Origin of the sequence: Nonomuraea sp. NPDC049655 (assembly GCF_044465465.1) — a bacterium.
Classification (GTDB): Bacteria; Actinomycetota; Actinomycetes; order Streptosporangiales; family Streptosporangiaceae; genus Nonomuraea.
Map to the genome: position 1 here is coordinate 189,924 of NZ_JBITLS010000010.1, position 24,861 is coordinate 214,784.

Here is a 24,861-nt window from a genome sequence, read left to right on the forward strand (position 1 = left end):
TCAGGCGGTGGGGCCGGCGTCGGGGCGGATGACGTCCTCGCCTTCGTCGTCCTCCTCGGGCGGCTCCTCCGGGACGGGCTCCTCCAGCTCGTCGGGCGGGTCCGCGGACAGAGGGCGGCGGGTCCTGGGCGATCCGGAGGCGGACCGCTCGGCGACCACGTCGCTCTCCCCCTCCACGCCTCCCACCGCCGCGGGCAGGTCGTCGGGCTTTCGGTTCATGGCCCCCACCTGCCCGTGACGGCGTCCCTTGACGCCCGGCCGGACGTCAAGGGACGGGCTAGGACAGCTCCCGCAACGCGTCCTCGATCTCGGCCCTGACCGGCATCGACGTGCTGGCGCCCGCCCGCTGGACCGACAGCGCCGCCGCCACCGAGGCGAAGCGCAGCGCCTCGGCCGGGGCCAGGCCGTCGGCCCGCGCGACCGCCAGCGCGCCGACGAACGTGTCACCGGCGGCCGTGGTGTCCACGGCCTTGACCTCGATCGCGGGCACCCGCAGCCGCTCGCCCGAGCGCGCGCCGTAGAGCGCGCCGCGCGAGCCCAGTGTGATGACGGCCTCCTCGACGCGTTCGAGGAGCGCGTCGAGGGCGGCGTCGGGGTCGGCCTGGCCGGTGATGTCGGCGGCCTCGTGCTCGTTCGGGACGATCATGGTGACCGCGTCGAGCAGCTCGTCGGGCAGCGGCTGCGCGGGCGCCGGGGTCAGGACGGCGGGCACCCCGGAGACCCGGGCCGCCTCCGCGGCGGCCACGACGGCCTCCATGGGCAGTTCGAGCTGGAGCAGCAGGGCCCGCGACCCGGCGATCGTGGCCAGGTCGCCGCCGGACGGCCCGGTCACGGTGCCGTTCGCGCCGGGCACGACGATGATCGAGTTGCCGCCGGCGTCGTCGACCACGATGTGCGCGATGCCGCTGGGGCCGGGCACCTGGCGCAGGCCGCGGACGTCCACGCCGGCCTCGGCCAGGGTGGAGCGCATCTCGGCCCCGAAGGCGTCGTCGCCGACCGCGCCGAGGAAGGCCACCTGCGCGCCGGCGCGGGCCGCGGCGATGGCCTGGTTGGCGCCCTTGCCGCCGGGCACGGTCCGGAACCGGTGACCGGTGACCGTCTCGCCCCGTTTGGGGGCCTGGGATACGTACGCGACGAGGTCCATGTTGGCGCTGCCGAAAACCGAGATCATGGGGCCATCATCTCCTGTGTACGTCGCGCCAGTTCGCCGAGCCCCACCCCGTCGAAGCCGGTCAGGCTGCTGGCCAGGCTGTCGCGCATGAGCCAGCGGTCCGGCACGCCGCCCTTCAGCGCGCCCGCCACGGACCCCGCCGTGGCCCCGGCCGAGTCGGTGTCCCAGCCGCCGGCGACCGCGCCCGCGACCGTGGCGGTGAAGTCGCCCGCGCCGTGGATCAGCGTGGCGGCGACCAGCGCGGCGTTGTTGATCGTGTGCACCCAGTGCAGCGTGCCATGCCGCTGGTGCAGCAGGTCGATGACACGCTCGAAGTCCGGCTCGCGGACGGCGTCGGCGACGGCCAGGCTGACCGCCTCGTGCAGGCGGGAGTCGCGCGGCACGACCGACAGGCCCGCCTCGACGGCCTCCCGCGCCGAGCCGGCGACCAGCGAGGCGGCGCACATGGCCGCGACGAACATCGCGCCGTAGATCCCGTTGGCGGTGTGGGTCAGCCGGGCGTCGCGCCAGGCCAGTTCGGCGGCCGTGGCGGGGTCGCCGGGGTTGGCCCAGCCGTAGACGTCCGTCCTGATGAAGGCGCCGATCCACTCGCGGAACGGGTTGCGGCGGGTGGCCGTCTCCGGCGGCTCGAAGCCGTCGAGCAGGTTGCGGTAGGCGACCCGCTCAGCGGTGAACGTGCGGCCGGCCGGCAGCTCGTCCAGCCACAGCTTGGCGACGTCCTCGGTGGTGAAGCCACGGCCGTGGCGCTCCAGGACGGACAGCGCCAGCAGCGGGTAGTTGAGGTCGTCGTCCTCGGGGATGCCGTCGATGTTCTCGGCCAGCGAGTTGACCGCGCTGCGCCGGTTCCACGGCCACCTGCGCGCGATCTCCTCCGGCAGGCCCTCGGCGGTGAACCAGCCGGTGATCGGCCAGTTGCCGGTGGCCTCGGCGATCTGCCTGATGCCCGCGCGCGGGATCTTCTCCACCGGCTTGCCCAGCACGCAGCCGGCCGCCCGTCCCTGCCAGGCGCCCAGCAGCCGCGCCGGGTCCGCCTTCGCCGCGGTCCGGGCCGCGATCCCGGCCGCGGGCCAGTCGGGGCAGGCGGCGACGATGGCGTCCAGGTCGGAGGGCTCGGCCAGCGGCGAGGGGATCGCGGCCAGCTCGTCCAGCAGGCTCTCGGCCAGGGGACGCAGCCGGGCCGCGGCGGCCTCGGAGGCGCCGGCGCGCGGCGGGGCGTCGTGGCCGCCCGCCGCGTGCCACCGTCCGGCCAGCTCGCGCACCTGCGGCAGGTCGCCCCTGCCGTCCTCGCCGGCCTGGCGCAGCTCGTGGCCGACCAGGTCCTCCGGCTGGACCCAGGTGAGCCTGATCATCGAGCGTCCAGCTCGGCGAAGGCGGCCTCGTGGGCGCGCCGCCGCGCCAGGTCGTCGGCGTGCACCCGGCGCGCCACCTCGGCGATCGTCAGGCCGGGCGCGACCAGGTCGGTACGGCTGGCCGCCCCCACCTGCTCCACCCACTGCGCGGGCACCGCGGACAGCCCCCCGAGGGCGCCCGCGATCGCTCCGCCCATGGAGGCGATCGAGTCGGCGTCGCGGCCGTAGTTCACGCCGCCGAGCACGGTGTCGCGGAAGTCGCCCTTGGCCGCGACCAGGAAGCCCAGCGCCAGCGGCAGCTCCTCGATGCTGTGCACCCGGCTCGGCCGGCGCGCGCCGAGCCCCTGGTCGCGGTAGGTGTCGGCGACCGTGTCGAAGGGCCGTACGGCCGCGCGCAGCACCTCGAAGGAGCCGTCCCAGTGGCCGACGCCGGCCGCGGCCTCGCAGACCGCCTCGATGGCGGCGCGGGTGCCGTCCTTGGCCAGGCGCAGGCAGGCGGCGACCACGGAGTCGACCGTGGCGCCCGGCCGCATGGCCTCGGCGACGGCGGCGGCCATCACGCCGGCGGCCTCGCGTCCGTAGCTGGACTGGTGGGCCCCGGTCAGGTCGACGGCCTCGGCGTAGGCGGCGTCGGGGTCGGCGGCGTTGACGATGCCGACGGGCGCGACGTACATGGCCGCGCCGCAGTTGACGATGTTGCCGACGCCGGCCTCGCGCGGGTCGACGTGCCCGTAGTGCAGGCGGGCCACGATCCACTTCTCGGCCAGGAAGATCCGCTGCAGCGGCAGCGCCTCGGCCTCCAGCTCGGGGATCCACCGCCGCTCGCCCATCAGCTCCGGCACGAAGTGGTCGGCCATCGCGTACGCGCCCAGGTGCCCGCCGACCTTCTCGTACACGCGGATCAGGGCGTGCGTCATCAGGGTGTCGTCGGTGATGTGCCCGTCGCCCTTGTGGTACGGCGCGATCGGCCGGGCGTTGCGCCAGTCCTCGTTGTACGGCGGCACGATGCCCTCGACGCGGCCCCCGTACCGCTCCACGATCTGTTCGGGAGTCCAGCCCTCGGTGGCGCCGCCCAGCGCGTCACCGACCGCCGCCCCCGCCACGCAGCCAGTGGCCCTGTCCTCAAGCGGCGTCATGCGATTCCCTTCGTCAGTTCGATCAGATCCTTGCCCGCCAGCTCCGGCAGGCAGCAGCCCGCCAGCGTGCGGGCCGGCGCGAGCCACCCCTCCGGGATCGCGCCGTACCCCCTGGCGGCCCCCGCCAGCGCGCCGGTCAGCGCGGGCGCCGAGTCGGCGAGCGCCGACAGGCAGGCGGCGGCCGGGACGGCGCGGGCCAGGTCGCCCCCCGCCGCCTCGGCCAGCGCCAAGGCGACGGGCACCGTCTGGGCGGCGCCCACGCCGTAGCTGTAGACGTGGTCGAGCAGCGCGGCGTCCAGCGCGGGCACCGCGCCGAACGGGTCGCCCGCCTTCCGCGCCGCGGCCAGCGCCACCCGGGCGTTGTGCCCGATGGCGGTGTCGCCGGGCAGGACGGCGAGCGCCGCCTCCACGGCCTGGCCCACCGAGCCCGACGCGACCGCGGCGGCCACGGCGGCGGCCATGGCCTGAGCCCCGAGCAGGCCGTCGCCGGCGTTGGTCACCTGGGCGTCCTCGGTCGGGTCCTTGCCCAGAGCCCCGAACGCGACCGCCCGTACGGCGGCGGCGTCGTCGAAGTGGTGGGGATTGTCGTGTCCGGAGGCCGGCGGCTCGACGCCCCTGGCCAGGTTGTCCAGCGCGGTGGCCACCGAGATGCGCGCCCGGACGCCGGTCAGCTCCCGGAACGCCGCGGCCCGCGGCCGGTCGATCGTCAGCAGCGTCCAGGCCAGCCATTCGGCGTCGTCGGACGGCCCGACGGCCAGCGGCGCGATCGGCTGGTTGAGCGCGAACGGCACCGGCAGCGTGGTGACCCGGTGCTCCTCGGCGAAGGCGTCCAGCTCGCGGTGCAGGCGCCGGCTCCAGGGCGCGTGCAGGGCGGCGCGGTGCCTGGCCGCGGGCCAGCCGGCGGCGTCGCCCACGGCGAGCCCGATGAAGGCCCCCCTGATTCTGTCCCCCGACATGATGATCTACAGTCCTTCCGCCAGTTCGTCGGCGACGTCCAGCACGTGTCTTCCGGCCACGACGGGCAGGCATTTGCCGCTCACCGGGCCGATCCGGGCGGCCCATCGTCCGGGCACGCCCTGTTCTCCCTGGATCGCGCCGGCGACCGCGCCGGCGATGGCGCCGATCGTGTCGGCGTCCCGGCCCAGGCTGACCCCGAACGTCACCGTGGCCTCCACCTCGCCGCCGCCCGCCAGGACGGCGCCCAGCGCCAGCGCGACGGCCTCGGGCGCGAGGTCGGTCCAGGGGTAGTGCCGGACCACGACGGCCTCGTGCAGCGCCTCGATCAGGGCCAGGTCGTCGTCCGCGCCCGTCGCGAGCACGTCGCGCGCCCTGACGATCGCGCGGGCCGTCCAGGAGTCGGCGGGGATCACCGACAGCGCGGCGGCCACGGCCTCGGCGGGCGTGCCGCCCGCCATGGCGGCGGCCACGGCCCCGGCGACCGCGCGGCCGCCGAGTATGCCCTCGCCCGACCCGCTGACCAGCCCGTCCTGTTCGATCAGGCGGGCCGCCTCGGCCGGGTCGCCGGGGCAGAAGATCCCGTACGGCGCCGCCCGCATGGCCAGCCCGTCGGACCAGCCGTGCTGGTGGACGCGCCCGGTCAGCGGCGGCTCCAGCCCCCGGCGGAGCGCTTCGATCGTGCCCAGCTCGGAGAAGCCGGCGCCGCGCATCGGCCCGGTCACCGACGGGATGATCTCCTGCCGGTACGCCCGCGCGACGTCGGCCGCGGTCAGGGCGTGCCCGTGCCGGACGAGCAGCGAGGCGGCGAAGATGGCGTACTCGGTGTCGTCGGTGCCGCCGCCCTCGATCTCGGTGAGCCGGCCCCACCGCCGCCGGATCTCCGACGGCGACAGGTTCTCGGCGGGGGCGCCGAGGGCGTCGCCGGCCGCCAGGCCGAGCAGACACCCCCGGGCCCTCAGGCGATGAGTCACTGCTGGTACCGCTCCAAGACCTGGTTGCCGTCCTCGACGAGCCGCTTGGCCGCGTCGTCGATGGTGATCTTATTGGCGAAGTACTCCTGGAGGACCGGCGTGGCGACCTTGCTCTTCCACTCGTCGAAGCCGTTCACCTTCAGGAACGGGGCCACGACCAGGTTCTTGGCGGAGGCGGTGGCGACGTCCCAGCCGTTGTCCTGGGTGGTCATCGCCGGGTCGGCGGCGGCCGTCTGCGAGGTCGGCAGCAGCCAGTCGCCCTTGGCGAGCTTGGCCTGGTTGGCGCCGTTGAGGAAGAACGAGATGAACTTCATGGCCTCGTCCGGGTGCTTGCTGTCCTGGGCGATCGACAGCGTCTGCGAGACCGCGCCCTGCTGGGCGCTGGTGCCCTTCGGCGCGGGCAGGGTCACCCAGTCGAAGTCGTCCGGGGCCTGCTCGGCAACCTGCTGGCGCAGGTACACGCCGGCCGGCAGCAGCGCGAACTTGCCCTTGTAGAAGGCGGGCAGCGGGTCGGCGGTGCCCTGGCCGAGCGCGGCCGGGTCGGCGGACTTGTCCTTGTAGAGCTGGTCGTGGATGCGCTGGAGCACCTCGCGCTCCTCAGGCCCGACCTTGACCGTGGTCTTGCCGTCGGCGGTCTGGAAGAACGTGCCGCCGAAGTTGAGCGCCAGGTTGAGCGTCTTGTTGACCGGCGACTTCATCGGCCAGGCCACGCCGAACGTGCCGCCCTTGGTCATCTTCTTGGCGGCCTCGGAGAACTCGTCCCAGGTCCACGGGTTGTCCGCGGTGGGGACGCGCACCTTGGAGGCGTCCAGGAGCTTCTTGTTGGCGATGATGACCTGCGACTCCTGCAGGAACGGCACGCCGTAGATGCCCTGCTCGCCCTTGCCGCCGTTGAAGGTGACGGTGTCCCAGGCGGACTGCGGGATGTCGCCCTTGAGGTCGGCGGGCAGCTTGCTCGTCAGGTCGAGCAGGTAGCCGTCGGAGGCGAACCCGGCCAGCGCCGGCGAGTCGTTGTGGATCACGTCCGGCGCGGTGCCGCCGGCGAACTGGGTGACGAGCTGGTCGTTGACGTTGTCCCAGCTGCCCTGCACGTAGGTGACCTGGGTCTTGGGGTTGGCCTTGTTCCACTCGTCGACGATCTGCTTGTTGGCCGCGACGGACTCCTTCTGCCAGGCCAGGCTGAGGAAGTTGAGCTTCACCGGCTCGCCGGACGAGGCGGCCTCTCCACCGCCCCCTCCTCCGCTGCCGCCACACGCGGCGGCGAACGCGACGACGGCCGCCGCCGCCAATGCGGACTTGATTCGCATATGAGCCTCCTACTAGCCCTTCACGGCGCCGGCCATCAGGCCGGACTTCAGTCGCCGCTGAATGATTGCGAAGAAGATCAGGCTCGGGATCGTCGCCATGAGCGACGCCGCGGCCAGCGGGCCGAGCCTGGCCACCCCCTCAGGGCCGGTGAACCGCACCAGCGTGAGCGGGAGTGTCATCACGTCGGGGTCCTGGAGGATCACGAGCGCGAACAGGAACTCGTTCCACGACGAGATGAAAGAGAACAGCAGCGTGGCCACCACGCCGGGCGCGAGCAGCGGCGCCACCACGCTGGCGATCGAGCGCAGCCGGGTCGCGCCGTCGACGGCCGCGGCCTCCTCCAACTCGCGCGGCACGGCCCGCACGTAGCCCTGGAGCATCCACAGCGCGAACGGCAGCGTGAACGTCACGTGCACGACGACGAGCCCCGGCAGGGTGTTCACCAGCTCCAGATCCCGCAGGATCATGAAGAGCGGGATGATGATCAGGATGAACGGGAAGACCTGGCTGACCAGCACCCACCCGATCGCGACCTTGTTGAGCAGGCTGCGGTAGCGGGCCATGGCGTACGAGGCCGGCAGCGAGATCAGCACGGTGATCACGCTGCTGAACAGCGCCACGACCAGGCTGCGGCCGGCCGCGCCGATCAGGTCCTGCTCGCCGAAGGCGTCGGAGAAGTTGGACAGGGTCGGCTCGCGCGGGATCCACGTCGGGTCGGCCAGCGCCATCTCCTGGGGCGTCTTCAGCGCCGTGGACAGCAGCCAGAACAGCGGGAACGCCAGGAAGACGATGTACGCGACCAGCGCGACGTACTGCGGGGCGCGTCTCATCGGGTCTCCCTCATCTGGCGCCACAGGTACAGGCCGAGCACCGTGAGCACGACGATCGCCATGGCCAGGCCGAGCATCGAGGCGTATCCGGCCATCCGGTAGCGGAACGCCTCCTCGTAGGCGAACAACATCGGCAGCCGGGTCTGGCCGCCGGGCCCGCCCTGGGTGAGCACGTAGACCAGGCCGAACTGGTTGATGTTCCACACGAAGTCGAGCGAGGTGATCGACACGATCACCGGCCGCAGCTGCGGGAGCGTGATGCTCCAGAACCGCCGCCAGCGGCCCGCGCCGTCGACCTCGCCGGCCTCGTAGAGCTCCTTCGGGATGCCCTGGAGTCCGGCGAGCAGGACCACGGTGGTCTGCGGCATGCCGGTCCAGACGCCCACCACGATGATCGCGGGCAGCGCGAGCGAGAAGTCGGCCAGCCAGTTGACGTGCGTGCCGAGCAGGCTGTTCAGGATGCCCGCGTCGGGGTGGTAGACGAGCTTCCACATCAGGCCGATGACCACCGGCGGCATCGCCCACGGCACCACCGCGAGCACCCGGGCCAGGGTCCTGAAGCGCAGGTTCTGGTTGAGCAGCACCGCCAGGCCGAGCGCGGCCAGGAACTGCAGCACGGTCACCGAGACCGACCAGATCGCGCCGATCCGGAAGGAGGCCCAGAAGTCGTCGTCGGTGAGCAGCCGGCCGAAGTTCTCCAGACCGACGAAGCTGGTCTCGTGCACGCGCGTGTTGCGGGCGTCGGTGAAGGCCAGGCCGATGCCGTACAGCAGCGGGCCGACGCTGAACAGCGCGACGGGCACCAGCGCGGGCAGCATGAGCAGCCACATCTCGCGGTTCCCGCGCGACTTGGGACGCCGCCGGGAAGGCGGGCGCCGGGGCGGTGCCGCCGTCGTCACGGTCGCGGTCACGTCCTGCCTCCCTCATGTCCGTAGGTCTCGCCCGCCGTCGAGGCCCGCACCACCAGGCGCGGCGGAACGGTGATCACGCGCGGCGCGGCGTCGTCGCCGTTCAGGCGGTCGAGCAGCAGCTCCGCGGCGGCCTTGCCGCGTTCGGCCGAGCCGAGCGAGACGCTCGACAGCGACGGCCAGGACGCGGCGGCCAGGTCGGTGTCGTCCATGCCGACCACCGCCACGTCCTCGGGCACCCGGCGGCCGGCGGCGCGCAGCACGTCGAGCGCGCCGAGCGCGATCAGGTCGTTGGCGCACATCAGCGCGTCGACGTCGGGCGCCCGGTCCAGCAGCTCGGCCACCGCGCGGCCCCCTTGCGCGCGGTAGAAGTCGCCGATCTGGACCAGGTCGTCGTCGTAGGGCAGGCCGAGCTGCTCCAGCGCCTCGCGGTAGGCCGCGCCGCGCGAGGCGCCTGGCCAGGTGTCGGGCGGGCCGTTGACCAGCGCGATGCGCCGGCGGCCGAGCGCGTGCAGGTGGTCGACGGCGAGCTTGACGCCGGTGCGCGAGTCGGCCCGTACGTTGTCCACCGGCGTGCCCTCCGGCACCGTGCCGATGATCACGACGGGCGCCCTGGCCGCGGCCAGCATCTGCAGGTGGGCGTCGGTGACCCGGAGCGGGCTCATGATCAGCCCGTCCACGTACCGCTCGCCCAGACTGTGCAGCACGTCGATCTCGTCGGCCACGACGGCGTCGGTCGAGTGCAGGACGAGCCGGTAGCCGGCCGCCTTGAGCACCGGCTGGATCTGGCGCAGCATCGCCAGGTAGGCGGGGTTGCCGACGTCGGCCATGGCGAAGGCGACCTGGTGGGTGCGCCGGGACTTGAGCGACCTGGCCACGGCGTTGCGCACGTAGCCCAGCTCGTCGGCGGCGGCCATCACCTTGCGCACGGTCTCCTGCCTGGTCGGCAGGCCGTTGAGGACCCGCGAGACGGAGGCGATCGAGACACCGGCGCGCTCGGCGATCGTGGTGATCGTGGGTCCGTCGGCCAAGGCTGTCCTTCCAAGAAGGTAAACGTTTACGGGAAAGTGTCTGTAAACGTTTACCGTGTTTCGCACATGAAACCGGGCCCTCACTTCCGGGTCAAGTCACGATCCCATAACGCCAGGTCAGCGGGCATATGGACGAAAGAAGAGCGCCCGCTCCCCCGGGTTCGGGGAAGCGGGCGCGTCAGGAGCGGCTCAGGGCATCCCAGGGAACGCCCGGCGGCCGCGCGGCGCGTTCGGGGCCGCGTGGGACGTTCGGCCGCTACGCGGGGCGTTCGGCGGGGACGGGGGCGGGCGGCGACTGCCGCGTGAGCAGGCGGATCCCCGGGGCGCCGCTGAGCGCGACGACGGCGGCCAGGACGGCCGGGATGATCAGGGCGACCGGCAGCGACTCCGTGGCCTCGGCCACGTACCCGAGGACCGCCGGGCCGAGCAGCAGCCCGCTGTAGCCGAAGGCCGTCACCATGGCCAGCGCGCGCCCCACCGGTCCGCCCGCCGCGCCGACCGCGCTGAACAGCACCGGCACGACCGTGGCCAGCCCCACGCCCGCCAGCGCCCAGCCGGTCCACGCGCACACCACGCGCAGCGGCCCGCCGAGCGCCGGGGCGGCGAGCACCAGGACGTATCCCAGGGTGGCGAAGCCGCCGGCGAGCTGGATCGTGCGCACCGAGCCCAGCCTGGCCCTGATCGGGTCGCCGAGCAGGCGGACGGTCGTCATCGCGACCGAGAAGATCGTGTAGGCCAGCGGCGCGTCGGCCGGGTCGGTGTGCAGCACCCAGCGGGCGTGCAGGGCGGCCCAGTCGATGGCCGCGCCCTCGCTCAGGTGCCCGGCGAAGGCCGCCACCCCGAGCAGCGCGATCAGCGCCCACTTCAGCGTGCCGGCGCCCTCGCCGCCGTCGGCCTGCTCGCCGGCCTGCCGGGCGGCGTCGGGCAGCAGCAGGCGGCAGGCCAGCAGGTACAGGAACGGGACGACGACCGCCCCCGCCACCAGCAGCGCCTGCGGGTCGACCGACGCCCGCAGCGCCAGGGACGTCAGCACGCCCCCGGCCGCCCCGCCCAGGCTCCACGTGCCGTGGAAGGCCGAGATGACGGGCCGGCCGTAGACCCGCTCGACCTCGACGGAGTGGGCGTTGATGGCGACCTCGACCACCCCCAGCCCCATCCCGAACGCCAGCGCGAGCGCCATCAGCGGCCCGTACGAGGGGGCCAGCGCGGGCCCGAGGAGCAGCACGGCCGACAGCGGCCCGCCGATCCAGGACACCCGCCGGCTGGACCACCTGTCCACCAGCCGCCCGGCCACCAGCATCGACACCAGCGCGCCGCCGGAGATCAGCAACAGGACGGTGCCCAGCCTGGCGGCGCCGAGGCCGAGGCGGTCGTTCAACGAGGGCAGGCCGGCCGCCCACAGACCCATCACGAATCCGCTCAGGGAGAAGAGACCGAAGACTCCGACACGTGCCCGTCTGGCATCAATGAGGCTTTTGTTCACGTCTAGAGCATAAGCTGGGAGTTGTGAAAAGTGCTACGACGAGCGGCGAACTTCGCGCGCACAACCGGGTCAGGCTGCTGCGCGCGGTGCACGACTGCGCGGCGACCCGTACCAGGTCGCAGCTCACCCGCGACCTCAACCTGGCCAGGGGCACGGCGTCGGTGCTGGTCGCCGGCCTGGCCGAGGACGCCCTGCTGCACGAGGAGCCCGCCGCCGAGCCGGCCGCCGGGCACCCCAGGGGACGGCCCACCCAGGTGCCCGGCCCCCACCCGCTGGGCCCGCTGGCCCTGGCCGCCGACGTGCGCGAGGACGCCTGGGAGCTGGCGGCGTGCGAGCTGGGCGGACGGGTGAGCGTGCTGGAGGTCCAGCCGCACGACGGCACCCCGGAGGGCGCCCTGGCCTCGCTCGGCCAGGCGGTGGCCGACCACCTGTCGCGGCGGGTGGTCGGCCTCGGGGTGGCCCTCGCCGGCCCGGTCCGGCACGACGGGCTGGTGGACATCGCCCACCTGGGCTGGCGGTCGGTGGACGTGCCCCGCCTGCTGGGCCTCGCCTGGCGGCCGGCCGGCCCGGACCCGGTCCTGGTGGGCAACGACACGGGCCTGGCCGCCCTGGCCGAGGCCCGGCGCGGACGGCTGCGCGGCGTGCGGGTGGGCCTGCACCTGCACGTGGACTTCGACCTCGGCGGCGTCCTCGTCGTGGACGGCCGGCCGCTGGACGGCGCGAGCGGCCCCGGCGCCGAGTTCGGCCACATGCCGCTGGGCGGCGGCGACCGGCCGTGCGCGTGCGGCGCGACCGGCTGCTGGGGCCAGGAGGTGGGCGCGAACGCGCTGCTGCGCCACGTGGGCCTGGCCCACGGCGGCGGCCGGGGCCGCGCGCAGGCGGAGGAGGTGCTGGCAAGCAGCCCGGAGGCGGTCGAGGCCGGGGCCCGCGCGCTCGGCCGGGGCATCGCCGCCCTGGTCAACGCGCACGACCCCGAGGTCGTCACACTCTCCGGGCACGGCGTCGCGCTGCTGGAGCGCGCGGGCGAGGCCCTGACGGACTCCTGCCGGCCCGCGCTGATGGCCATCCGGCGGGAGCGTCCGCCCCGGATCGAGGCCGCCGCGCTGGGCTGGCGCGCGGCCCTGCTGGGGGCCATGGAGTCGGTGTTCGACGCCTTCCTGACCCCCGAAGGGCTGGAGAGATGGCGCGAAAGGGGCCCCGACCAGGGCGCCGACACGCCCGGATCACGAAATGTGACGCATTCCACCCTCAAGAGGAAAATCTTGCAATAACTTCCGGCGGCACGAGCCCCGACCAGGCGATCTTGCGCCCTCCTCCCCCGGCACTGTACGGATGGAAGGGCCCGGCGCGCTCATGATCATCGACGGGGGTGTGAACGCGTGGATCTCGAACTCGCGCTCCGCATGACCGAGGCCGCTCTGAAGCAGGCCGTCCGGGAGGGCGCGCTGGTCTCGGTGGCGGTCGTGGACGCGGGCGGACATCTGGTGTCTTTCCAGCGTATGGCGGGTGCGGAGATCGCCGGGCCGGTGCTCGCGCCGGGCAAGGCGTACACGTCGGTGGCCCTTCGCGCGGCCACCGCGGACCTCGCTCCGCTGGTGGCGCCGGGCGGCGAGCTCTTCGGTCTGACTGGTGACAGATTCGTCTGTTTCGGGGGTGGCATCCCCCTCTGGGCGGACAACGGCGAAGGGGAGCGGGTGGCCGGCGGCGTGGGGGTCAGCGGCGGCACGATCAGCCAGGACGTGGCGTGCGCCGAAGCGGCCGCCCTGGTGTGGCGGACTCGTTGAGCGGGCGCTTTCCGCAACACGAACCGCTGGTATCCGCCATGATTAGCCACTGCACCACGGGAAACAGTTTCCCGAACCCAACTCCCCGAGGAGAGAACGAGATGGCACTTCCCACTCTCACCCCCGAGCAGCGTCAGGCGGCTCTGGCGAAGGCGGCCGAGGCCCGCGCGGCCCGCACGGCCCTGCTCGCCAAGGTCAAGGCGGGCGAGCTGACCTTCGCCCAGCTCCTGGAGCGCGACGACGACATCGCCAAGAAGATCAAGGTGTCCCAGGCCCTGCGCGCCGTCAAGGGCGTCGGCCCGGCCAAGGCCACCGCGCTGATGGAGGAGGCCGGCGTCGACGAGAAGCGCCGTCTCGGCGGCCTCGGCGCCCAGCAGCGCAAGAAGCTGGTCGACGCGCTCGGCTAGGACCGGGCGGCCGGGTCCGCGCGCCACGTCGCGCGGACCGGCCGGCGACCCCTCGTAGGGCCAGGAGGGGCCGGAGAGCGGCGCACGCTCCACGGCGGGCCCGGCCGAGGGGTCAACCTCAGGCGGTCGATGTCAGGCTGAGGTCAGGACCTCAGGTAGGCCAGCACGGCGAGCACGCGGCGATGCTGGTCGCTGTCGTCGGCGTAGAGGCCCAGCTTGTTGAAGATGCTCCTGATGTGCTTCTCCACGGCGCCGTCGCTGATGACGAGCTGCCGCCCGATGGCCGGGTTGGACTTGCCCTCGGCCATCAGCCCGAGCACCTCGCGCTCGCGCGGCGTGAGCTGCGCCAGCGGGTCGTCCTTGCGTCTGCGGACCATCAACTGGGACACCACCTGCGGATCGAACACGGTGCCTCCCGCCGCCACCCGCCGCAGGCCCTCCAGGAACTCGTCGACGTCGACGACCCGGTCCTTGAGCAGGTAGCCCACCGCGCCACGGGCGTCGGCGAGCAGGTCGTCGGCGTAGGAGACCTCGACGTACTGCGACAGGATGAGCACCGGGGCGCCGGACACCCGGCGCCGGGCCTCGACCGCCGCCCGCAGCCCCTCGTCGGTGAACGACGGCGGCATGCGCACGTCGACCACCGACACGTCGGGTCTGTGCTCGACGATCGCCTCCACGAGGGCGTCGCCGTCCCCCACGGTGGCGACCACCTCGCAGCCGAACTCCTCCAGCAGCCTGACCAGGCCCTCCCTGATCAGAACCGCGTCATCGGCCACGACTACGCGCACGGCACCTCCGCCACGATCACCGTCGGCCCGCCGTCCGGCGACCTGACGGTGAGCTCCCCGTCGACGGCCCGGAGCCGGTCGGCCAGACCGGCCAGGCCGTGTCCCTTGGCGACGTGTGCGCCGCCCACACCATCATCCCCGATCGTGAGCATGAGGACGTCACCGATGCGGAGCAGCTGAACCGTGCAGATGGTCGCGCGGCTGTGTTTGGCCACGTTGGTCAGGGTTTCCGCGCAGACGAAGTAGATCGCGTTCTCGGTCGCCGCCTGGAAGCGGCCCACGATCTGCACGTCGAGGTCGACCGGCACCGTGCAGCGCCCGGCGAGGGCGGCCAGCGCGGGCGCGAGGCCGCGGTCGGACAGGATGGGCGGCGCGATGCCGCGCGACAGGGCCCGCAGCTCGTCGAGCGTCTCGCGGGTGGCGCTGATCGCCGAGCTGATCGTGGCCGAGGCGGCCTCGGGGTCCTTGGCGAGCTGCCGCTGAGCCCTGGACAGCTCCATGGCCAGGGAGACCAGGCGCTGCTGCGGGCCGTCGTGGATGTCGCGCTCCAGCTTGCGCAGCGCGTTGGCCTCGGCCGACACGGCCGCCGCCCGGCCCTCGGCCAGGTCGTCGATGCGCTCCTGCAACTCGGCGACGCCGGTCAGCAGCGCCCGGCCGAGCCCGGCCCTGACCAGCGCGGCCCCGCGCACCATGAACGGCATGACGAACGTGAAGACCAGGCCGAGCGAGACGTAGAAGATCGTGTTCACCAGGTAGCCGGAGCCCAGCCCGAGCAGCTCGGGCAGCTCCGCGTTGCCGGGGATGCGCGAGGTGACCAGGCCGTAGAGCGGATAGGTCAGCCCGAGGACGGGGATCGCCCAGAACACCACGGTCAGCACGAACGCCAGGATGGCGAACGGGAAGTTCAGGATGCCGTGCAGCAGGTCGAGCCACGACTGGCCGTTGGTCAGCGGGTTGACGATGCGGCGGAAGCGGCCCGCCCCCTCGGGCGCCGGACGGTAGCGCGGCCGCACCGGCGGGCGCTTGAGCACGTCGGAGAGCCAGCCGCGCTCGGCGTCGGCGAAGCCCCTCGCGACCAGGAGCGTGCCGGCCAGCAGCGGCACGCCGATCCACACGACCGCGGTGCCGACGCCGGCGGCGAAACCGGCGACCATGGTCACGAAGCCGATGACGGCCGTCGGGAAACCGACCAGCGTGTAGCGGGTGTCGAGAAGGACACGCCTCATCAGGGAGCGCATGCAATGAAGGCTAAGTCCCCCGGCGCAGCGGTACGAGCAGGTACGCAGGCGTCCGGGGGTAGGGCTGGCCCTACCCCCCATGGTGGTGTGATCTTGACCTGAAGACGGCGGCCCGCGGCAGTGTGCTCAGGCGTCCGGGACGGAAGCCTTGAGTCATCCGCTCCCCCGCTCGAAACGAGGCTCCCCCATGACCGTCCTGCTCGATCGTCCCGCCCCGGTACGGGCGCCGCGCGCGACGGCCAGGGACCCGTTCATCGACCTGCTGCGCGTGCTCGGCATGGCGCTCATCGTGCTCCAGCACTGGACGATCCCCGTCCTGTCCTACGAGGGCGGCCGCCTGACCACGGGCAACGCGCTGTCCACGCCGGGGGTGTGGGTGGTGACGTGGCTCAGCCAGGTCATGCCGCTGGTGTTCTTCGCCGGCGGCGCGGCCAACGCGATCAGCCGCGGCCGGTCGGTCAAGAGCGACCAGGAGTGGCTGGCCGGGCGGTTGCGCAGGCTGGCCTGGCCGTTGCTGCCGTTGGCGGCGGTGTGGATCCCGCTGCCCCACGTGCTGCTCACGCTGGGGGTGCCGGAGCAGCCGCTGGCGGTGGGCGCCAAGCTGACCGGGCAGCTGCTGTGGTTCCTGGCCGTGTACCTGATCGCGGTCACGGTCACGCCGTACGCGCTGCGCCTGCACCGCAGGTTCGGCGTGCTGGTCCCCGTCGCGCTGGCGGCCGGGGCGGTGCTGACGGACGTCGTGCGCTTCTCGACCGGCCTGGAGGCGGCCGGGTACGTGAACATCGTCTTCGTGTGGCTGGCCGTCCACCAGATCGGCTTCTTCTACGCCGAGGGCCGGGTGCGGCTGCCCGCGTTGCTGGCGGCCGGCGGGTTCGGCGTGGCGGCGCTGCTGGTCGGGTTCGGCCCCTACCCCGGCAGCATGATCGGCCTGCCCGGCGCCGAGGTGTCCAACATGGCCCCGCCCACGCTGGCCATCATGGCCGTCGGCATCGGCCAGATCGGCCTGGCCGTGCTGCTGCGCCCCTGGCTGGTCCGGCTGCCCCTGCGCCGCGTCCTGGACTGGGCCGGCCCGCGCATCATGACGGTCTACCTGTGGCACATGCCCGCGCTGTTCGCCGTGACCGGCGTGGTCGTGGTCCTGCTGGGCGTGGAGACGCCGGAGCCGGGCAGCCTGTTCTGGTTCGCCGGCTGGCCGGTGTGGTTCGGGATGTTGTGCCTGGTCATGTGGGGGCTGGTGCGGGCGTTCGCGAGGTTCGAGACGCCGCCGTCGCTGCCGTACGGGACGGCCGGCCGCGGGGTCATGCTGGGGGCGGCGGGGCTGGTCGGGGCCGGGATCCTGACGCTGACCGTGGGCGGCTTCGTGCCGGGCGGCGGGCCGTTCCTGGCGGTGCTCGCGGTGCTCGGCGGCCTGCTGCTGACCGCGCCGAAGGCCCGCGCGTAACATCGGCGAAACGCGTCCCGGCCACAATCGGGCGGCATGACGACGATCCGCGACCTGACCGAGGCCGACGTGCCCGCCGTGACCGCCATCTACGCCCACTACGTGACCGGCGGCGTGGCCACGTTCGACGAGACGCCGCCGGGGGCCGGCGAGTGGCGGGCCAAGGCGGCGGCGCTCACGGCGGCGGGGCTGCCGTTCCTGGTCGCCGAGGACGACGCCGCGGACGACGGCGCGGACGACGCCGCGGACGACGCCGCGGACGACGCCGCGGACGACGCCGCGGACGACGGCCCGGTCACCGGCCCGGTCATCGGCTACGCCTACCTCAGCCAGTACCGGCCCAAGCCCGCCTACCGGCACAGCCTGGAGGTCTCGATCTACCTGGCGCCCGGCGCCACCGGCCGCGGGCTCGGCCGCCTGCTGCTGGGCGAGCTGATCCGGCGCGCGTCGGCGACCGACGCCCGCTCGCTGATCGCGGTGATCGCCGACGGCGGCGACCCCGCCTCGCTGCGGCTGCACGCCGCCTTCGGGTTCCAGGAGGCGGGACGGCTGAGCAACGTGGGGTTCAAGCACGGCCGCTGGATCGACACCGTGCTGATGCAACTCGACCTCCGGTAGGGGCCGCGGGTTCGACCACCCGGCAAACTTCGGCAGGATAGATACGTGAGCCTTCTCGTTGACCGCCTGCCGGAAGACATCGACGCCGACCCCGACGTCATATTCGACGCGTTCGTCGCCTGGAACGCCGAACGGGGGCTCACGCTCTATCCCGCCCAGGAGGAGGCCCTCATCGAGGTCGTCTCCGGCAGCAACCTGATCCTGGCCACGCCGACCGGCTCGGGCAAGTCGCTGGTCGCCGCCGGGGCCCACTTCGCCGCGCTGACCCGTGACATGCGCACGTTCTACACCGCGCCGATCAAGGCGCTGGTGTCGGAGAAGTTCTTCGACCTGTGCGCCGTCTTCGGCACCGCCAACGTCGGCATGATGACCGGCGACGCCAGCGTCAACCCGGGCGCGCCCATCATCTGCTGCACGGCCGAGATCCTGGCCAACGTGGCCCTGCGCGACGGCGCGGCGGCCGACATCGGCCAGGTCGTGATGGACGAGTTCCACTTCTACGCCGAGCCCGACCGCGGGTGGGCCTGGCAGGTGCCGCTGCTGGAGCTGCCCAACGTGCAGTTCGTGCTGATGTCGGCCACGCTCGGCGACGTGTCGATGTTCGAGCGCGACCTGACCAGGCGCACCGGGCGGCCCACGGCGGTGGTCAAGCACGCCGAGCGGCCGGTGCCGCTGGTGTACTCCTACCGGATGACGCCGCTGCACGAGACGCTGGAGGAGATGCTCACCACCGGGCAGGCCCCCGTCTACGTCGTGCACTTCACGCAGGCCGCGGCCATGGAGCGGGCCCAGGCGCTCATGTCGATCAACATGGCGACCAAGGCCGAGAAGGAGGCCATCGCCGCGATGATCGGCGGCTTCCGGTTCACCACCCGGTTCGGCCGGGCGCTGTCGCGGCTGGTCAAGCACGGCATCGGCGTCCACCACGCCGGCATGCTGCCCAAATACCGGCGGCTGGTGGAGCGGCTGGCCCAGGCGGGGCTGCTGAAGGTCATCTGCGGCACCGACACGCTCGGCGTCGGCGTCAACGTGCCCATCCGCACGGTCCTGTTCACCGCCCTGTCCAAGTACGACGGCAACAAGGTCCGCCGGCTGCGCGCCCGCGAGTTCCACCAGATCGCCGGGCGGGCCGGGCGGGCGGGCTTCGACACCATCGGCTACGTCGCCTGCCAGGCCCCCGAGCACGACATCGAGAACGCCAAGGCCCTTGCCAAGATCGGCGACGACCCCAAGCGGCGGCGCGGCTACGCGCGCAAGAAGCCGCCGGAGGGGTTCGTCGGCTGGAGCGAGGAGACGTTCGAGAAGTTGCAGCAGGCCGAGCCCGAGCCGCTCAACTCCCGCTTCAAGGTGAGCAACGCGATGCTGCTGGCCGTGATCAACCGGCCGGGCGACTGCTTCCAGGCGATGAGACACCTGCTCACCGACAACCACGAAGACCGCAAGTGGCAGCGGCGGCACATCAGCCAGGCCATCGCCATCTACCGGTCGCTGCTGGCCGGCGGCATCGTCGAGCAGTTCGCCGAGCCCGACGAGCAGGGCCGGCGGGCCCGGCTGACGATCGAGCTGCAGGAGGACTTCGCGCTCAACCAGGCGCTGTCCACGTTCGCGCTGGCCGCCTTCGACCTGCTCGACCGCGAGTCGCCCTCGTACGCGCTGGACATGGTCTCGATCGTCGAGTCCATCCTCGACGACCCCCGCCAGATCCTGTCGGCGCAGCTGAAGAAGGCGCGCGGCGAGGCGGTCGCCCAGATGAAGGCCGACGGCATGGAGTACGAGGAGCGCATGGAGGCGCTCGCCGAGGTCATGTACCCGATGCCGCTCGACGACCTGCTGCTCGGGGCGTACGAGACCTACCGGCGCGGCCACCCGTGGGTCGGCGACTACACGGTCAGCCCGAAGTCGGTGGTGCGCGACATGTTCGAGCGCGCGATGACGTTCGGCGAGTACATCCAGTTCTACGAGCTGGCCCGCTCCGAGGGCACGGTGCTGCGCTACCTGGCCGACGCCTACCGCACGCTGTCGCGCACGGTCCCCGAGCACCTGAAGACCGAGGACCTGGTCGATCTCATCGAGTGGCTGGGCGAGCTGGTCCGGCAGGTCGACTCCTCGCTGATCGACGAGTGGGAGAAGCTGACCAACCCCGAGGAGGCGCTGGAGCGCCAGGCGCAGCTGGAGACCAAGGTGCGGCCGGTCACGGCCAACCCGCGGGCCTTCCGGGTGCTGGTGCGCAACGCCATGTTCCGGCTGGTCGAGCTGTGCGCCATCGAGAAGGAGGACGAGCTGGAGGAGCTGGCCCCCGACGTCGACTGGGGCGCGGCGCTCGACGCGTACTACGCCGACCACGAGGAGATCTTCACCGACGCCGACGCGCGCGGGCCCGCGCTGCTGCGGATCGAGGAGGAGAGCGGCCTGTGGCGGGTGCGCCAGACGATCAAGGACCCGGCCGGCGACGGCGACTGGGGCATCGACGCCCAGGTCGACCTGACCTCCTCCGACGAGGAGGGCCGGGCCGTGCTGCACGTGCTCGGCCTCAACCGGCTCTGAGCGGCTGCGGAAAGAGAACAAGCCGTGTGCCGGAACGGACTGGCAAGGGCGTTCCGGCACCGGCTTGTCGCTTCATTGTCGGACGGCGAAAGTAGGCGTCCGGTCATGGCGACGTCTCAAGATCGAGACATTCAGCACTCCGCGAGCGTGCAGATCTTGGCGAGCATCGTGCCCGCGTCCTTCCGCTGCCGGCTGAAGTCGGCCTTGGCGGGCTTGCCCCACTCGCCGCCCGCCGTGTAGACGATCAGGGCGTTGGCGCGACGGGTCACGACGGCCCGCTCGCCGCCGACGGCCGGCTTGCCGTGGTCGTAGGCCTGGCCGGTGACCAGCAGGCCCTCGTCGCCGAGCGCGATCTTGGATGCGCCGTACCGGTACGCCGCGGTGCCGCAGGCCCGTACGGCCGCCCTGAGGTCGCCGACCGCCTTGCCCGCCGCCTCCGGCGAGGAGTAGAGGATCACCTGCTCGGACTTGGAGTAGTCGGGCACCGACGTGTAGACGATCGTCCTGGCCGCCGTGCGGCCGGCCTGGCCCAGCCCCGCCTTCTGGCACGGGTTCACGACGAGCTGGGCGTTCTTCCTGCCCGACACCGTCCAGCTGTGCTCGGGGTTGGGGTCCTTCTTGGCGGCGTCCTTCTCGTACAGCAGGAAGTTGCCCGGGATGGCCAGGCCGACGGCGACGAACAGTGCTGCGATCATGGGACAAAATGGTAGGGGTGAGCGACGAAGACCTCAGACGCGTGCTCGGGTTGCTCTGCCAGGACGACACCCTGCGCGCACTCGCGTCCCTGGTGCTCGGTGACACCGGCGACCTGCCCCCCAAGGCGCTCGACCGCCTGGCCAGCGGCGGCCTGGCCGAACGCGACGACGACGGCAAGTGGCGGGCCCGGCCGGAGCGCTTCCGCGAGCTGCTGCGGGAGCGGGCCGAGCCCCCCGCCGAGCTGAGCGCCGAGGAGCGGGTGCTGCGCACGTTCCTGGTCGACGGCCGGCTGACCACCATGGGCATGCGCCGCGACAAGCGGCTGATCGTGCTGCGTTACGTCTCGCGGGTGTTCGAGCCGGGCGTGCGCTACCCCGAGGCCGACGTCAACGTGGCTCTGCGGGCCTTCCACGACGACTTCGCGGCGCTGCGCCGCTACCTGGTGGACGAGGGGCTGCTGTCCAGGGAGGGCAACGTCTACTGGCGCAGCGGCGGCCCGGTCGAGGTCTGAGCCGGTCGAGGTCTGAGCCGGTCGAGGTCTGAGCCGGTCGAGGTTTGAGCCGGGCCGGGGCTGACGGGGGTCAGGGGCGGCGCAGGCGGGCGCGGTAGTCGCGGGGCGGCAGGCCGTACTCGCGCCTGAAGGCGCGGCTGAAGTGGAACGGGCTGACGAACCCCGAGGCGGCGGCCACCTGGCCGACGTCCAGGTCGGTCACCTCCAGCAGGCTCGCGGCGTGCCGCACCCGCGCCCGGCGCACGGCGCCCATCGGGGTCAGGCCGGTCTCGGCCGCGAACAGGTGCGCGAACCTGGACGGCGACAACGCCACCGCGCGGGCCAGCGAGGCGACCGAGTGCTGGGCCCCGGGCTCGGCGGCGATGAGGTCGAGCACCCGGCGCACCCGCTCGTCCCCGCCCTCGGCCCCAGGGGCGGGAACGGCCCCCGCCGAGGCCGTGGCCAGCACCAGCACCTCCTCCACCGCCCCGAGCACCAGCTCCCGGGCGGGACTGGCCATGACGACCGCCGGCGCGGGCGACGGCGGCCCGGCGGGCGCGGCGGACGGCAGCGCGGCGGGGGCGGTGTGGCCGGGGATCCAGCGGGCGTCCTGGAACGCGCGGTCGAAGGCCCGGTCGACGCGGTCGCGCACCCCGACGGGCACCCCCTCGACCAAGTGACAGCCGGTGGCCAGGGCGTACGGCGCGAGCCAGGCCGTCCAGGACGGGCGCGGCTGGAAGTGCACCCACCAGAACCGCCATCTCCCCGCCCCCGGCGCGACCCGGTAACGCTGCGCCGAGCCCGGCCCGAGCACCGCCAGGTCCCCCTCCCGCACGGTGAACGCCGCCCCCGCCTGCTCGACCCGCCCCTCCCCCGCCTGGGTCCACAGCAGCAGCCAGCTCGGCGAACCGTGGGGGCGGCGGGTGCCGTACCCGGCCGGCTTGTCGTAGTGGCCGACGATCATCAGCTCGGCAGCAGGAACAGACAGGTTCTCAGCGGTCACGGTCATACCGTCCCACGCGCCGGGTCCCTACGGTGAAGGGCATGAGGCTGAACGACTTCCACGACCGGGGGTACGTGCTCGTCCCCGCGCTGCTGGCTCCCGAGGAGGTGGCCGAGCTGCGCGAGGAGTTCATGGCCCTGCACGCGGCCGGCCCGATACCCGGGCATTTCTCGCCCGTCCCGCAGGAGCCGGGCGCGCCCTACGACGCCCTGCGCGACTACCCCCGGATCATGCACCCCCACCAGGTGAACGAGGTCGCGCTGCGCTACCTGCTCGACGCCCGCTTCGCCGCGATCCTGCGCGAGCTGCTGGGCGAGGAGCCGATAGCAGCCCAGAGCATGTTCTACTTCAAGCCGCCGGGCGCCCGCGGGCAGGCGCTGCACCAGGACAACTTCTACCTGCGCGTCGAGCCGGGCACGTGCGTGGCCGCCTGGGTGGCGCTGGACCGCGTCGACCGCGCCAACGGCGGCCTGGAGGTGGTCCCCGGCACCCATCTGATGGACCTGTTCTGCCCGGAGGAGGCCGACCAGGACCTCTCCTTCACCCGCGAGTACGTCCCGCCCCCGCCGGGCCTGGAGCGGGTGCCCGTGGACATGCAGCCCGGCGACGTGCTCTTCTTCAACGGCAGCCTGGTGCACGGGTCGGAGCCGAACAGCACGGCCGACCGGTTCAGGCGCAGCTTCATCTGCCACTACACCGGCCGCTCGGCCGAGCGCATCTCGTCCTGGTACGAGACGCTGACGATGGACGGCGAGCGCGTGCTGCTGGAGCCGTCGGCCGGCGGCGGCCCCTGCGGCACCGAGGCCACCGGCCCCCACTGACCGCCCCACCAGGAACCGGTCCGTCAGCCGCCGGATATGTCCGACTCCGCCTCGTCCGGGACCACGCAGTCCCACGGGTCGTCGAGCCACCCGTCAGGCAGTTGCACCTTCTGACGCTCGCCCGACTTGCCGCGAGGGGTGTCGGTGTTCGGCGGCCACGGCTGGTCGCGGTCGAGCTTGGCCAGCCCCTCCCGGAGCCCGTCGAGCGACTCGGCCGTGGCCAGCTCCCGCCGCAGCGCGCTCCCGACCTCGAACCCCTTGAGGTACCACCCGACGTGCTTGCGGAAGTCCGCGATCGCGTACCGCTCGGTGTCGAAGCACTCGGTGAGGCCGGCCGCGTGGCGTTCCATCGTCCCGGCCACCTCGCCGAGCGTCGGGCGGACCCGCTCGGGGCTGCCGTTGAACGCGTTCTCCAGGTCCTTGAACAGCCACGGACGCCCGAGGCAGCCGCGCCCGACCACGACGCCGTCGCAGCCGGTGCGCGCCACCATGCGCAACGCGTCGTCGGCCGACCAGATGTCGCCGTTGCCCAGCACCGGGATCTCGGGCACGGCCTCCTTCAGGCGCGCGATCGCCGCCCAGTCGGCCACGCCGCCGTAGTGCTGCTTCGCCGTGCGGGCGTGCAGGGCGATCGCCGCGACGCCCTCCTCGGCCGCGATGCGGCCGGCGTCGAGGTAGGTCAGGTGGTCGTCGTCGATGCCCTTGCGCATCTTCATCGTCACCGGCAGCGCCCCCGCGTTCGCCACCGCCGCCCGCAGGATCCGCCGCAGCAGGTTCCTCTTGTACGGCAGCGCCGACCCGCCCCCACGCCTGGTCACCTTGGGCACCGGGCAGCCGAAGTTGAGATCGACGTGGTCGGCGAGGTCCTCCTCGGCGATCATCCGGACCGCCCGCCCGACGATGTCGGGGTCGACGCCGTAGAGCTGCAGGCTCCTCGGCCGCTCCGACTCGGCGAACCTGATCATCCTGAGCGTCTTGGGATTGCGCTCGACCAGCGCCCGCGTCGTGATCATCTCGCACACGAACAGCCCGGCGCCCTGTTCCCGGCACAACACCCGGAACGGCGCGTTCGTGATGCCCGCCATGGGCGCCAGCACCACGGGCGGCCATGCCCCAATCGGCCCAATCTTCACTCCGTCAGTTGTAGCGCAGCTCAGGCCGGAAGCGGTATTCGCCTATAGGCTGTGGACGGCATCACCAGGGAGGGATCGATGCTTCTTCGCGTGCGCGTGGCGCTGCCCGACCGTCCGGGGTCTCTGGCCCAGGTCACCAAGGCCCTGGGCACGGCGGGGGCCGACATCACCCAGGTCACCGTCCTCGACCGGGGGGCCGGCTCGGCGGTCGACGACATCACCGTCTTCTGCCCCGAGAGCACCCCGCGGGAGGTGCTGGTCAAGAGCCTGGAGAGCGTCGACGACGTCCGCGTGGAAGGCATCTGGACCACCCGCGAGACCGCCGGCACCTACCCCGAGCTGGAGATACTCAAGTACATCACCACGGCGGGCGACCGCGCGCTGACCACGCTCGTCGACTCGCTGCCGGTGCTGTTCAGCGCCGACTGGGCCGCCACCGCCGCCGACCACGGCGTGGTCTACGCGAGCTGGCGCGCCCCGCAGGGCCTGACCGTCCCCAGCCCGGCCCCGCCACGCCCGGCGGCCCTCACGCTCGACGGCGGCGTGCACGCCATCCACGCCCCGCTCCCGCCGCTCGCCCTGACGTTGCTGCTGGCCCGCTCCGAGGGTCCGGCCTTCCACCGCATCGAGGTCCACCGGCTCACCCGGATCCTGGAGATCTTCCTGAGCCTGCCGGCCACCGAACGCGGCGTCGCTCGCCGGCTCCGCAAGTAGCGGGAAGCATCTGGTCGGAAAAGGCGCTAGAGTTAGG

25 protein-coding genes are annotated in these 24,861 nt (G+C 73.0%); 9 read left to right on the forward strand and 16 right to left on the reverse strand.

The annotated features are described in order from the left end of the window. The 11 genes from ACIBQ6_RS30630 to ACIBQ6_RS30680 form a co-directional block, all read right to left on the reverse strand. Positions 1-219: a hypothetical protein gene (locus ACIBQ6_RS30630; RefSeq protein WP_352361234.1), complete on the reverse strand. Its 219-nt coding sequence runs from the start codon at positions 217-219 to the stop codon at positions 1-3. 58 nt (positions 220-277) lie between these two features. Further along, entirely contained in the window at positions 278-1,171 is an 894-nt protein-coding gene (rbsK, locus tag ACIBQ6_RS30635; protein ID WP_358285538.1) for a ribokinase, read from the reverse strand. Next, complete coding sequence (locus ACIBQ6_RS30640; RefSeq protein ID WP_397216097.1) at positions 1,168-2,520, reverse strand: ADP-ribosylglycohydrolase family protein; 1,353 nt, start codon at positions 2,518-2,520, stop codon at positions 1,168-1,170. The genes rbsK and ACIBQ6_RS30640 overlap by 4 nt, the downstream gene beginning before the upstream one ends. Then, a complete protein-coding gene (locus tag ACIBQ6_RS30645; RefSeq protein ID WP_397216099.1) occupies positions 2,517-3,656 on the reverse strand; it encodes an ADP-ribosylglycohydrolase family protein in 1,140 nt (379 codons plus the stop codon). The genes ACIBQ6_RS30640 and ACIBQ6_RS30645 overlap by 4 nt, the downstream gene beginning before the upstream one ends. Then, positions 3,653-4,612, reverse strand: a complete 960-nt coding sequence (locus tag ACIBQ6_RS30650; protein WP_358285532.1) for an ADP-ribosylglycohydrolase family protein — start codon at positions 4,610-4,612, stop codon at positions 3,653-3,655. Before ACIBQ6_RS30650 ends, ACIBQ6_RS30645 begins: the two co-directional genes overlap by 4 nt. A 6-nt stretch (positions 4,613-4,618) precedes the next feature. Beyond that, positions 4,619-5,584: an ADP-ribosylglycohydrolase family protein gene (locus ACIBQ6_RS30655; protein ID WP_358285530.1), complete on the reverse strand. Its 966-nt coding sequence runs from the start codon at positions 5,582-5,584 to the stop codon at positions 4,619-4,621. After that, a complete protein-coding gene (locus ACIBQ6_RS30660; protein WP_352361224.1) occupies positions 5,581-6,891 on the reverse strand; it encodes a sugar ABC transporter substrate-binding protein in 1,311 nt (436 codons plus the stop codon). The genes ACIBQ6_RS30655 and ACIBQ6_RS30660 overlap by 4 nt, the downstream gene beginning before the upstream one ends. 12 nt (positions 6,892-6,903) lie before the next feature. Next, positions 6,904-7,722 (reverse strand): carbohydrate ABC transporter permease, encoded by an 819-nt coding sequence (locus ACIBQ6_RS30665; RefSeq protein ID WP_357706637.1) that lies wholly within the window; start codon positions 7,720-7,722, stop codon positions 6,904-6,906. Continuing rightward, positions 7,719-8,633, reverse strand: coding sequence for a sugar ABC transporter permease (locus tag ACIBQ6_RS30670; RefSeq protein ID WP_357964307.1), 915 nt, complete (start codon positions 8,631-8,633; stop codon positions 7,719-7,721). The genes ACIBQ6_RS30665 and ACIBQ6_RS30670 overlap by 4 nt, the downstream gene beginning before the upstream one ends. Then, a complete protein-coding gene (locus ACIBQ6_RS30675; RefSeq protein ID WP_352361218.1) occupies positions 8,630-9,661 on the reverse strand; it encodes a LacI family DNA-binding transcriptional regulator in 1,032 nt (343 codons plus the stop codon). The genes ACIBQ6_RS30670 and ACIBQ6_RS30675 overlap by 4 nt, the downstream gene beginning before the upstream one ends. Positions 9,662-9,917: 256 nt before the next feature. Beyond that, positions 9,918-11,144 (reverse strand): MFS transporter, encoded by a 1,227-nt coding sequence (locus ACIBQ6_RS30680; RefSeq protein ID WP_358285525.1) that lies wholly within the window; start codon positions 11,142-11,144, stop codon positions 9,918-9,920. Between the two features lie 23 nt (positions 11,145-11,167). Here ACIBQ6_RS30680 and ACIBQ6_RS30685 point away from each other — a divergent pair, with 23 nt between their 5' ends. The 3 genes from ACIBQ6_RS30685 (at position 11,168) to mihF (ending at position 13,335) form a co-directional block, all read left to right on the forward strand. Continuing rightward, complete coding sequence (locus tag ACIBQ6_RS30685) at positions 11,168-12,415, forward strand: ROK family protein (protein ID WP_397216102.1); 1,248 nt, start codon at positions 11,168-11,170, stop codon at positions 12,413-12,415. A gap of 108 nt (positions 12,416-12,523) precedes the next feature. Continuing rightward, positions 12,524-12,928 carry a heme-binding protein gene (locus tag ACIBQ6_RS30690; RefSeq protein ID WP_358285520.1) on the forward strand — a complete coding sequence of 135 codons (405 nt, stop codon included), beginning with the start codon at positions 12,524-12,526 and terminating at the stop codon, positions 12,926-12,928. A 101-nt stretch (positions 12,929-13,029) separates the two neighbouring features. Beyond that, on the forward strand, positions 13,030-13,335 hold the full coding sequence (gene mihF / locus ACIBQ6_RS30695) for an integration host factor, actinobacterial type (protein ID WP_043641121.1): 306 nt from the start codon (positions 13,030-13,032) through the stop codon (positions 13,333-13,335). 143 nt (positions 13,336-13,478) lie between these two features. On the opposite strand, the gene ACIBQ6_RS30700 is transcribed toward mihF, so the two are convergent. Beyond that, positions 13,479-14,126: a response regulator transcription factor gene (locus tag ACIBQ6_RS30700; protein WP_358285518.1), complete on the reverse strand. Its 648-nt coding sequence runs from the start codon at positions 14,124-14,126 to the stop codon at positions 13,479-13,481. Next, the gene (locus tag ACIBQ6_RS30705) at positions 14,117-15,364 is read right to left on the reverse strand and encodes a sensor domain-containing protein (protein ID WP_358285516.1); all 1,248 of its coding nucleotides are present in this window, start codon (positions 15,362-15,364) and stop codon (positions 14,117-14,119) included. The genes ACIBQ6_RS30700 and ACIBQ6_RS30705 overlap by 10 nt, the downstream gene beginning before the upstream one ends. A 187-nt stretch (positions 15,365-15,551) precedes the next feature. Here ACIBQ6_RS30705 and ACIBQ6_RS30710 point away from each other — a divergent pair, with 187 nt between their 5' ends. Genes ACIBQ6_RS30710 through ACIBQ6_RS30720 form a run of 3 tightly spaced genes read left to right on the forward strand, consistent with a single transcriptional unit; the run spans position 15,552 to position 19,967 of the window. Then, on the forward strand, positions 15,552-16,805 hold the full coding sequence (locus ACIBQ6_RS30710; RefSeq protein WP_397216103.1) for an acyltransferase: 1,254 nt from the start codon (positions 15,552-15,554) through the stop codon (positions 16,803-16,805). Positions 16,806-16,841: 36 nt separating this feature from the next. Continuing rightward, positions 16,842-17,423 (forward strand): GNAT family N-acetyltransferase, encoded by a 582-nt coding sequence (locus ACIBQ6_RS30715; protein WP_397216104.1) that lies wholly within the window; start codon positions 16,842-16,844, stop codon positions 17,421-17,423. Between the two features lie 45 nt (positions 17,424-17,468). Next, complete coding sequence (locus tag ACIBQ6_RS30720; RefSeq protein WP_358285510.1) at positions 17,469-19,967, forward strand: DUF3516 domain-containing protein; 2,499 nt, start codon at positions 17,469-17,471, stop codon at positions 19,965-19,967. Positions 19,968-20,098: 131 nt separating this feature from the next. Here ACIBQ6_RS30720 and ACIBQ6_RS30725 read toward each other — a convergent pair whose 3' ends face one another. Continuing rightward, a complete protein-coding gene (locus ACIBQ6_RS30725) occupies positions 20,099-20,662 on the reverse strand; it encodes a hypothetical protein (RefSeq protein WP_397216105.1) in 564 nt (187 codons plus the stop codon). 8 nt (positions 20,663-20,670) lie between these two features. On the opposite strand from ACIBQ6_RS30725, the gene ACIBQ6_RS30730 reads away from it, so the two are divergent. After that, a complete protein-coding gene (locus ACIBQ6_RS30730; protein WP_352361199.1) occupies positions 20,671-21,174 on the forward strand; it encodes a DUF2087 domain-containing protein in 504 nt (167 codons plus the stop codon). A 70-nt stretch (positions 21,175-21,244) separates the two neighbouring features. Here ACIBQ6_RS30730 and ACIBQ6_RS30735 read toward each other — a convergent pair whose 3' ends face one another. Continuing rightward, positions 21,245-22,156: a helix-turn-helix domain-containing protein gene (locus ACIBQ6_RS30735; protein WP_397216106.1), complete on the reverse strand. Its 912-nt coding sequence runs from the start codon at positions 22,154-22,156 to the stop codon at positions 21,245-21,247. A gap of 41 nt (positions 22,157-22,197) precedes the next feature. Here ACIBQ6_RS30735 and ACIBQ6_RS30740 point away from each other — a divergent pair, with 41 nt between their 5' ends. Beyond that, a complete protein-coding gene (locus ACIBQ6_RS30740) occupies positions 22,198-22,977 on the forward strand; it encodes a phytanoyl-CoA dioxygenase family protein (protein ID WP_397216107.1) in 780 nt (259 codons plus the stop codon). Positions 22,978-23,000: 23 nt separating this feature from the next. Here the strand turns inward: ACIBQ6_RS30740 and dusB are convergent, their stop codons facing one another. Then, positions 23,001-24,110 carry a tRNA dihydrouridine synthase DusB gene (dusB, locus tag ACIBQ6_RS30745; RefSeq protein ID WP_397216108.1) on the reverse strand — a complete coding sequence of 370 codons (1,110 nt, stop codon included), beginning with the start codon at positions 24,108-24,110 and terminating at the stop codon, positions 23,001-23,003. A gap of 78 nt (positions 24,111-24,188) precedes the next feature. On the opposite strand from dusB, the gene ACIBQ6_RS30750 reads away from it, so the two are divergent. Next, positions 24,189-24,824 (forward strand): ACT domain-containing protein, encoded by a 636-nt coding sequence (locus ACIBQ6_RS30750; RefSeq protein ID WP_358285500.1) that lies wholly within the window; start codon positions 24,189-24,191, stop codon positions 24,822-24,824. The last annotated feature ends 37 nt before the right edge of the window (positions 24,825-24,861 follow it).

What these genes read in the sequence shown, in the direction of transcription:
- ACIBQ6_RS30630 (WP_352361234.1), bottom strand. Translation starts at nt 219, where the DNA reads ATGAACCGAAAGCCCGACGACCTGCCCGCGGCGGTGGGAGGCGTGGAG.
- rbsK (WP_358285538.1), bottom strand. Translation starts at nt 1,171, where the DNA reads ATGATCTCGGTTTTCGGCAGCGCCAACATGGACCTCGTCGCGTACGTA.
- ACIBQ6_RS30640 (WP_397216097.1), bottom strand. Translation starts at nt 2,520, where the DNA reads ATGATCAGGCTCACCTGGGTCCAGCCGGAGGACCTGGTCGGCCACGAG.
- ACIBQ6_RS30645 (WP_397216099.1), bottom strand. Translation starts at nt 3,656, where the DNA reads ATGACGCCGCTTGAGGACAGGGCCACTGGCTGCGTGGCGGGGGCGGCG.
- ACIBQ6_RS30650 (WP_358285532.1), bottom strand. Translation starts at nt 4,612, where the DNA reads ATGTCGGGGGACAGAATCAGGGGGGCCTTCATCGGGCTCGCCGTGGGC.
- ACIBQ6_RS30660 (WP_352361224.1), bottom strand. Translation starts at nt 6,891, where the DNA reads ATGCGAATCAAGTCCGCATTGGCGGCGGCGGCCGTCGTCGCGTTCGCC.
- ACIBQ6_RS30665 (WP_357706637.1), bottom strand. Translation starts at nt 7,722, where the DNA reads ATGAGACGCGCCCCGCAGTACGTCGCGCTGGTCGCGTACATCGTCTTC.
- mihF (WP_043641121.1), top strand. Translation starts at nt 13,030, where the DNA reads ATGGCACTTCCCACTCTCACCCCCGAGCAGCGTCAGGCGGCTCTGGCG.
- ACIBQ6_RS30705 (WP_358285516.1), bottom strand. Translation starts at nt 15,364, where the DNA reads ATGCGCTCCCTGATGAGGCGTGTCCTTCTCGACACCCGCTACACGCTG.
- ACIBQ6_RS30710 (WP_397216103.1), top strand. Translation starts at nt 15,552, where the DNA reads ATGACCGTCCTGCTCGATCGTCCCGCCCCGGTACGGGCGCCGCGCGCG.
- ACIBQ6_RS30715 (WP_397216104.1), top strand. Translation starts at nt 16,842, where the DNA reads ATGACGACGATCCGCGACCTGACCGAGGCCGACGTGCCCGCCGTGACC.
- ACIBQ6_RS30725 (WP_397216105.1), bottom strand. Translation starts at nt 20,662, where the DNA reads ATGATCGCAGCACTGTTCGTCGCCGTCGGCCTGGCCATCCCGGGCAAC.
- ACIBQ6_RS30730 (WP_352361199.1), top strand. Translation starts at nt 20,671, where the DNA reads ATGGTAGGGGTGAGCGACGAAGACCTCAGACGCGTGCTCGGGTTGCTC.
- ACIBQ6_RS30740 (WP_397216107.1), top strand. Translation starts at nt 22,198, where the DNA reads ATGAGGCTGAACGACTTCCACGACCGGGGGTACGTGCTCGTCCCCGCG.
- ACIBQ6_RS30750 (WP_358285500.1), top strand. Translation starts at nt 24,189, where the DNA reads ATGCTTCTTCGCGTGCGCGTGGCGCTGCCCGACCGTCCGGGGTCTCTG.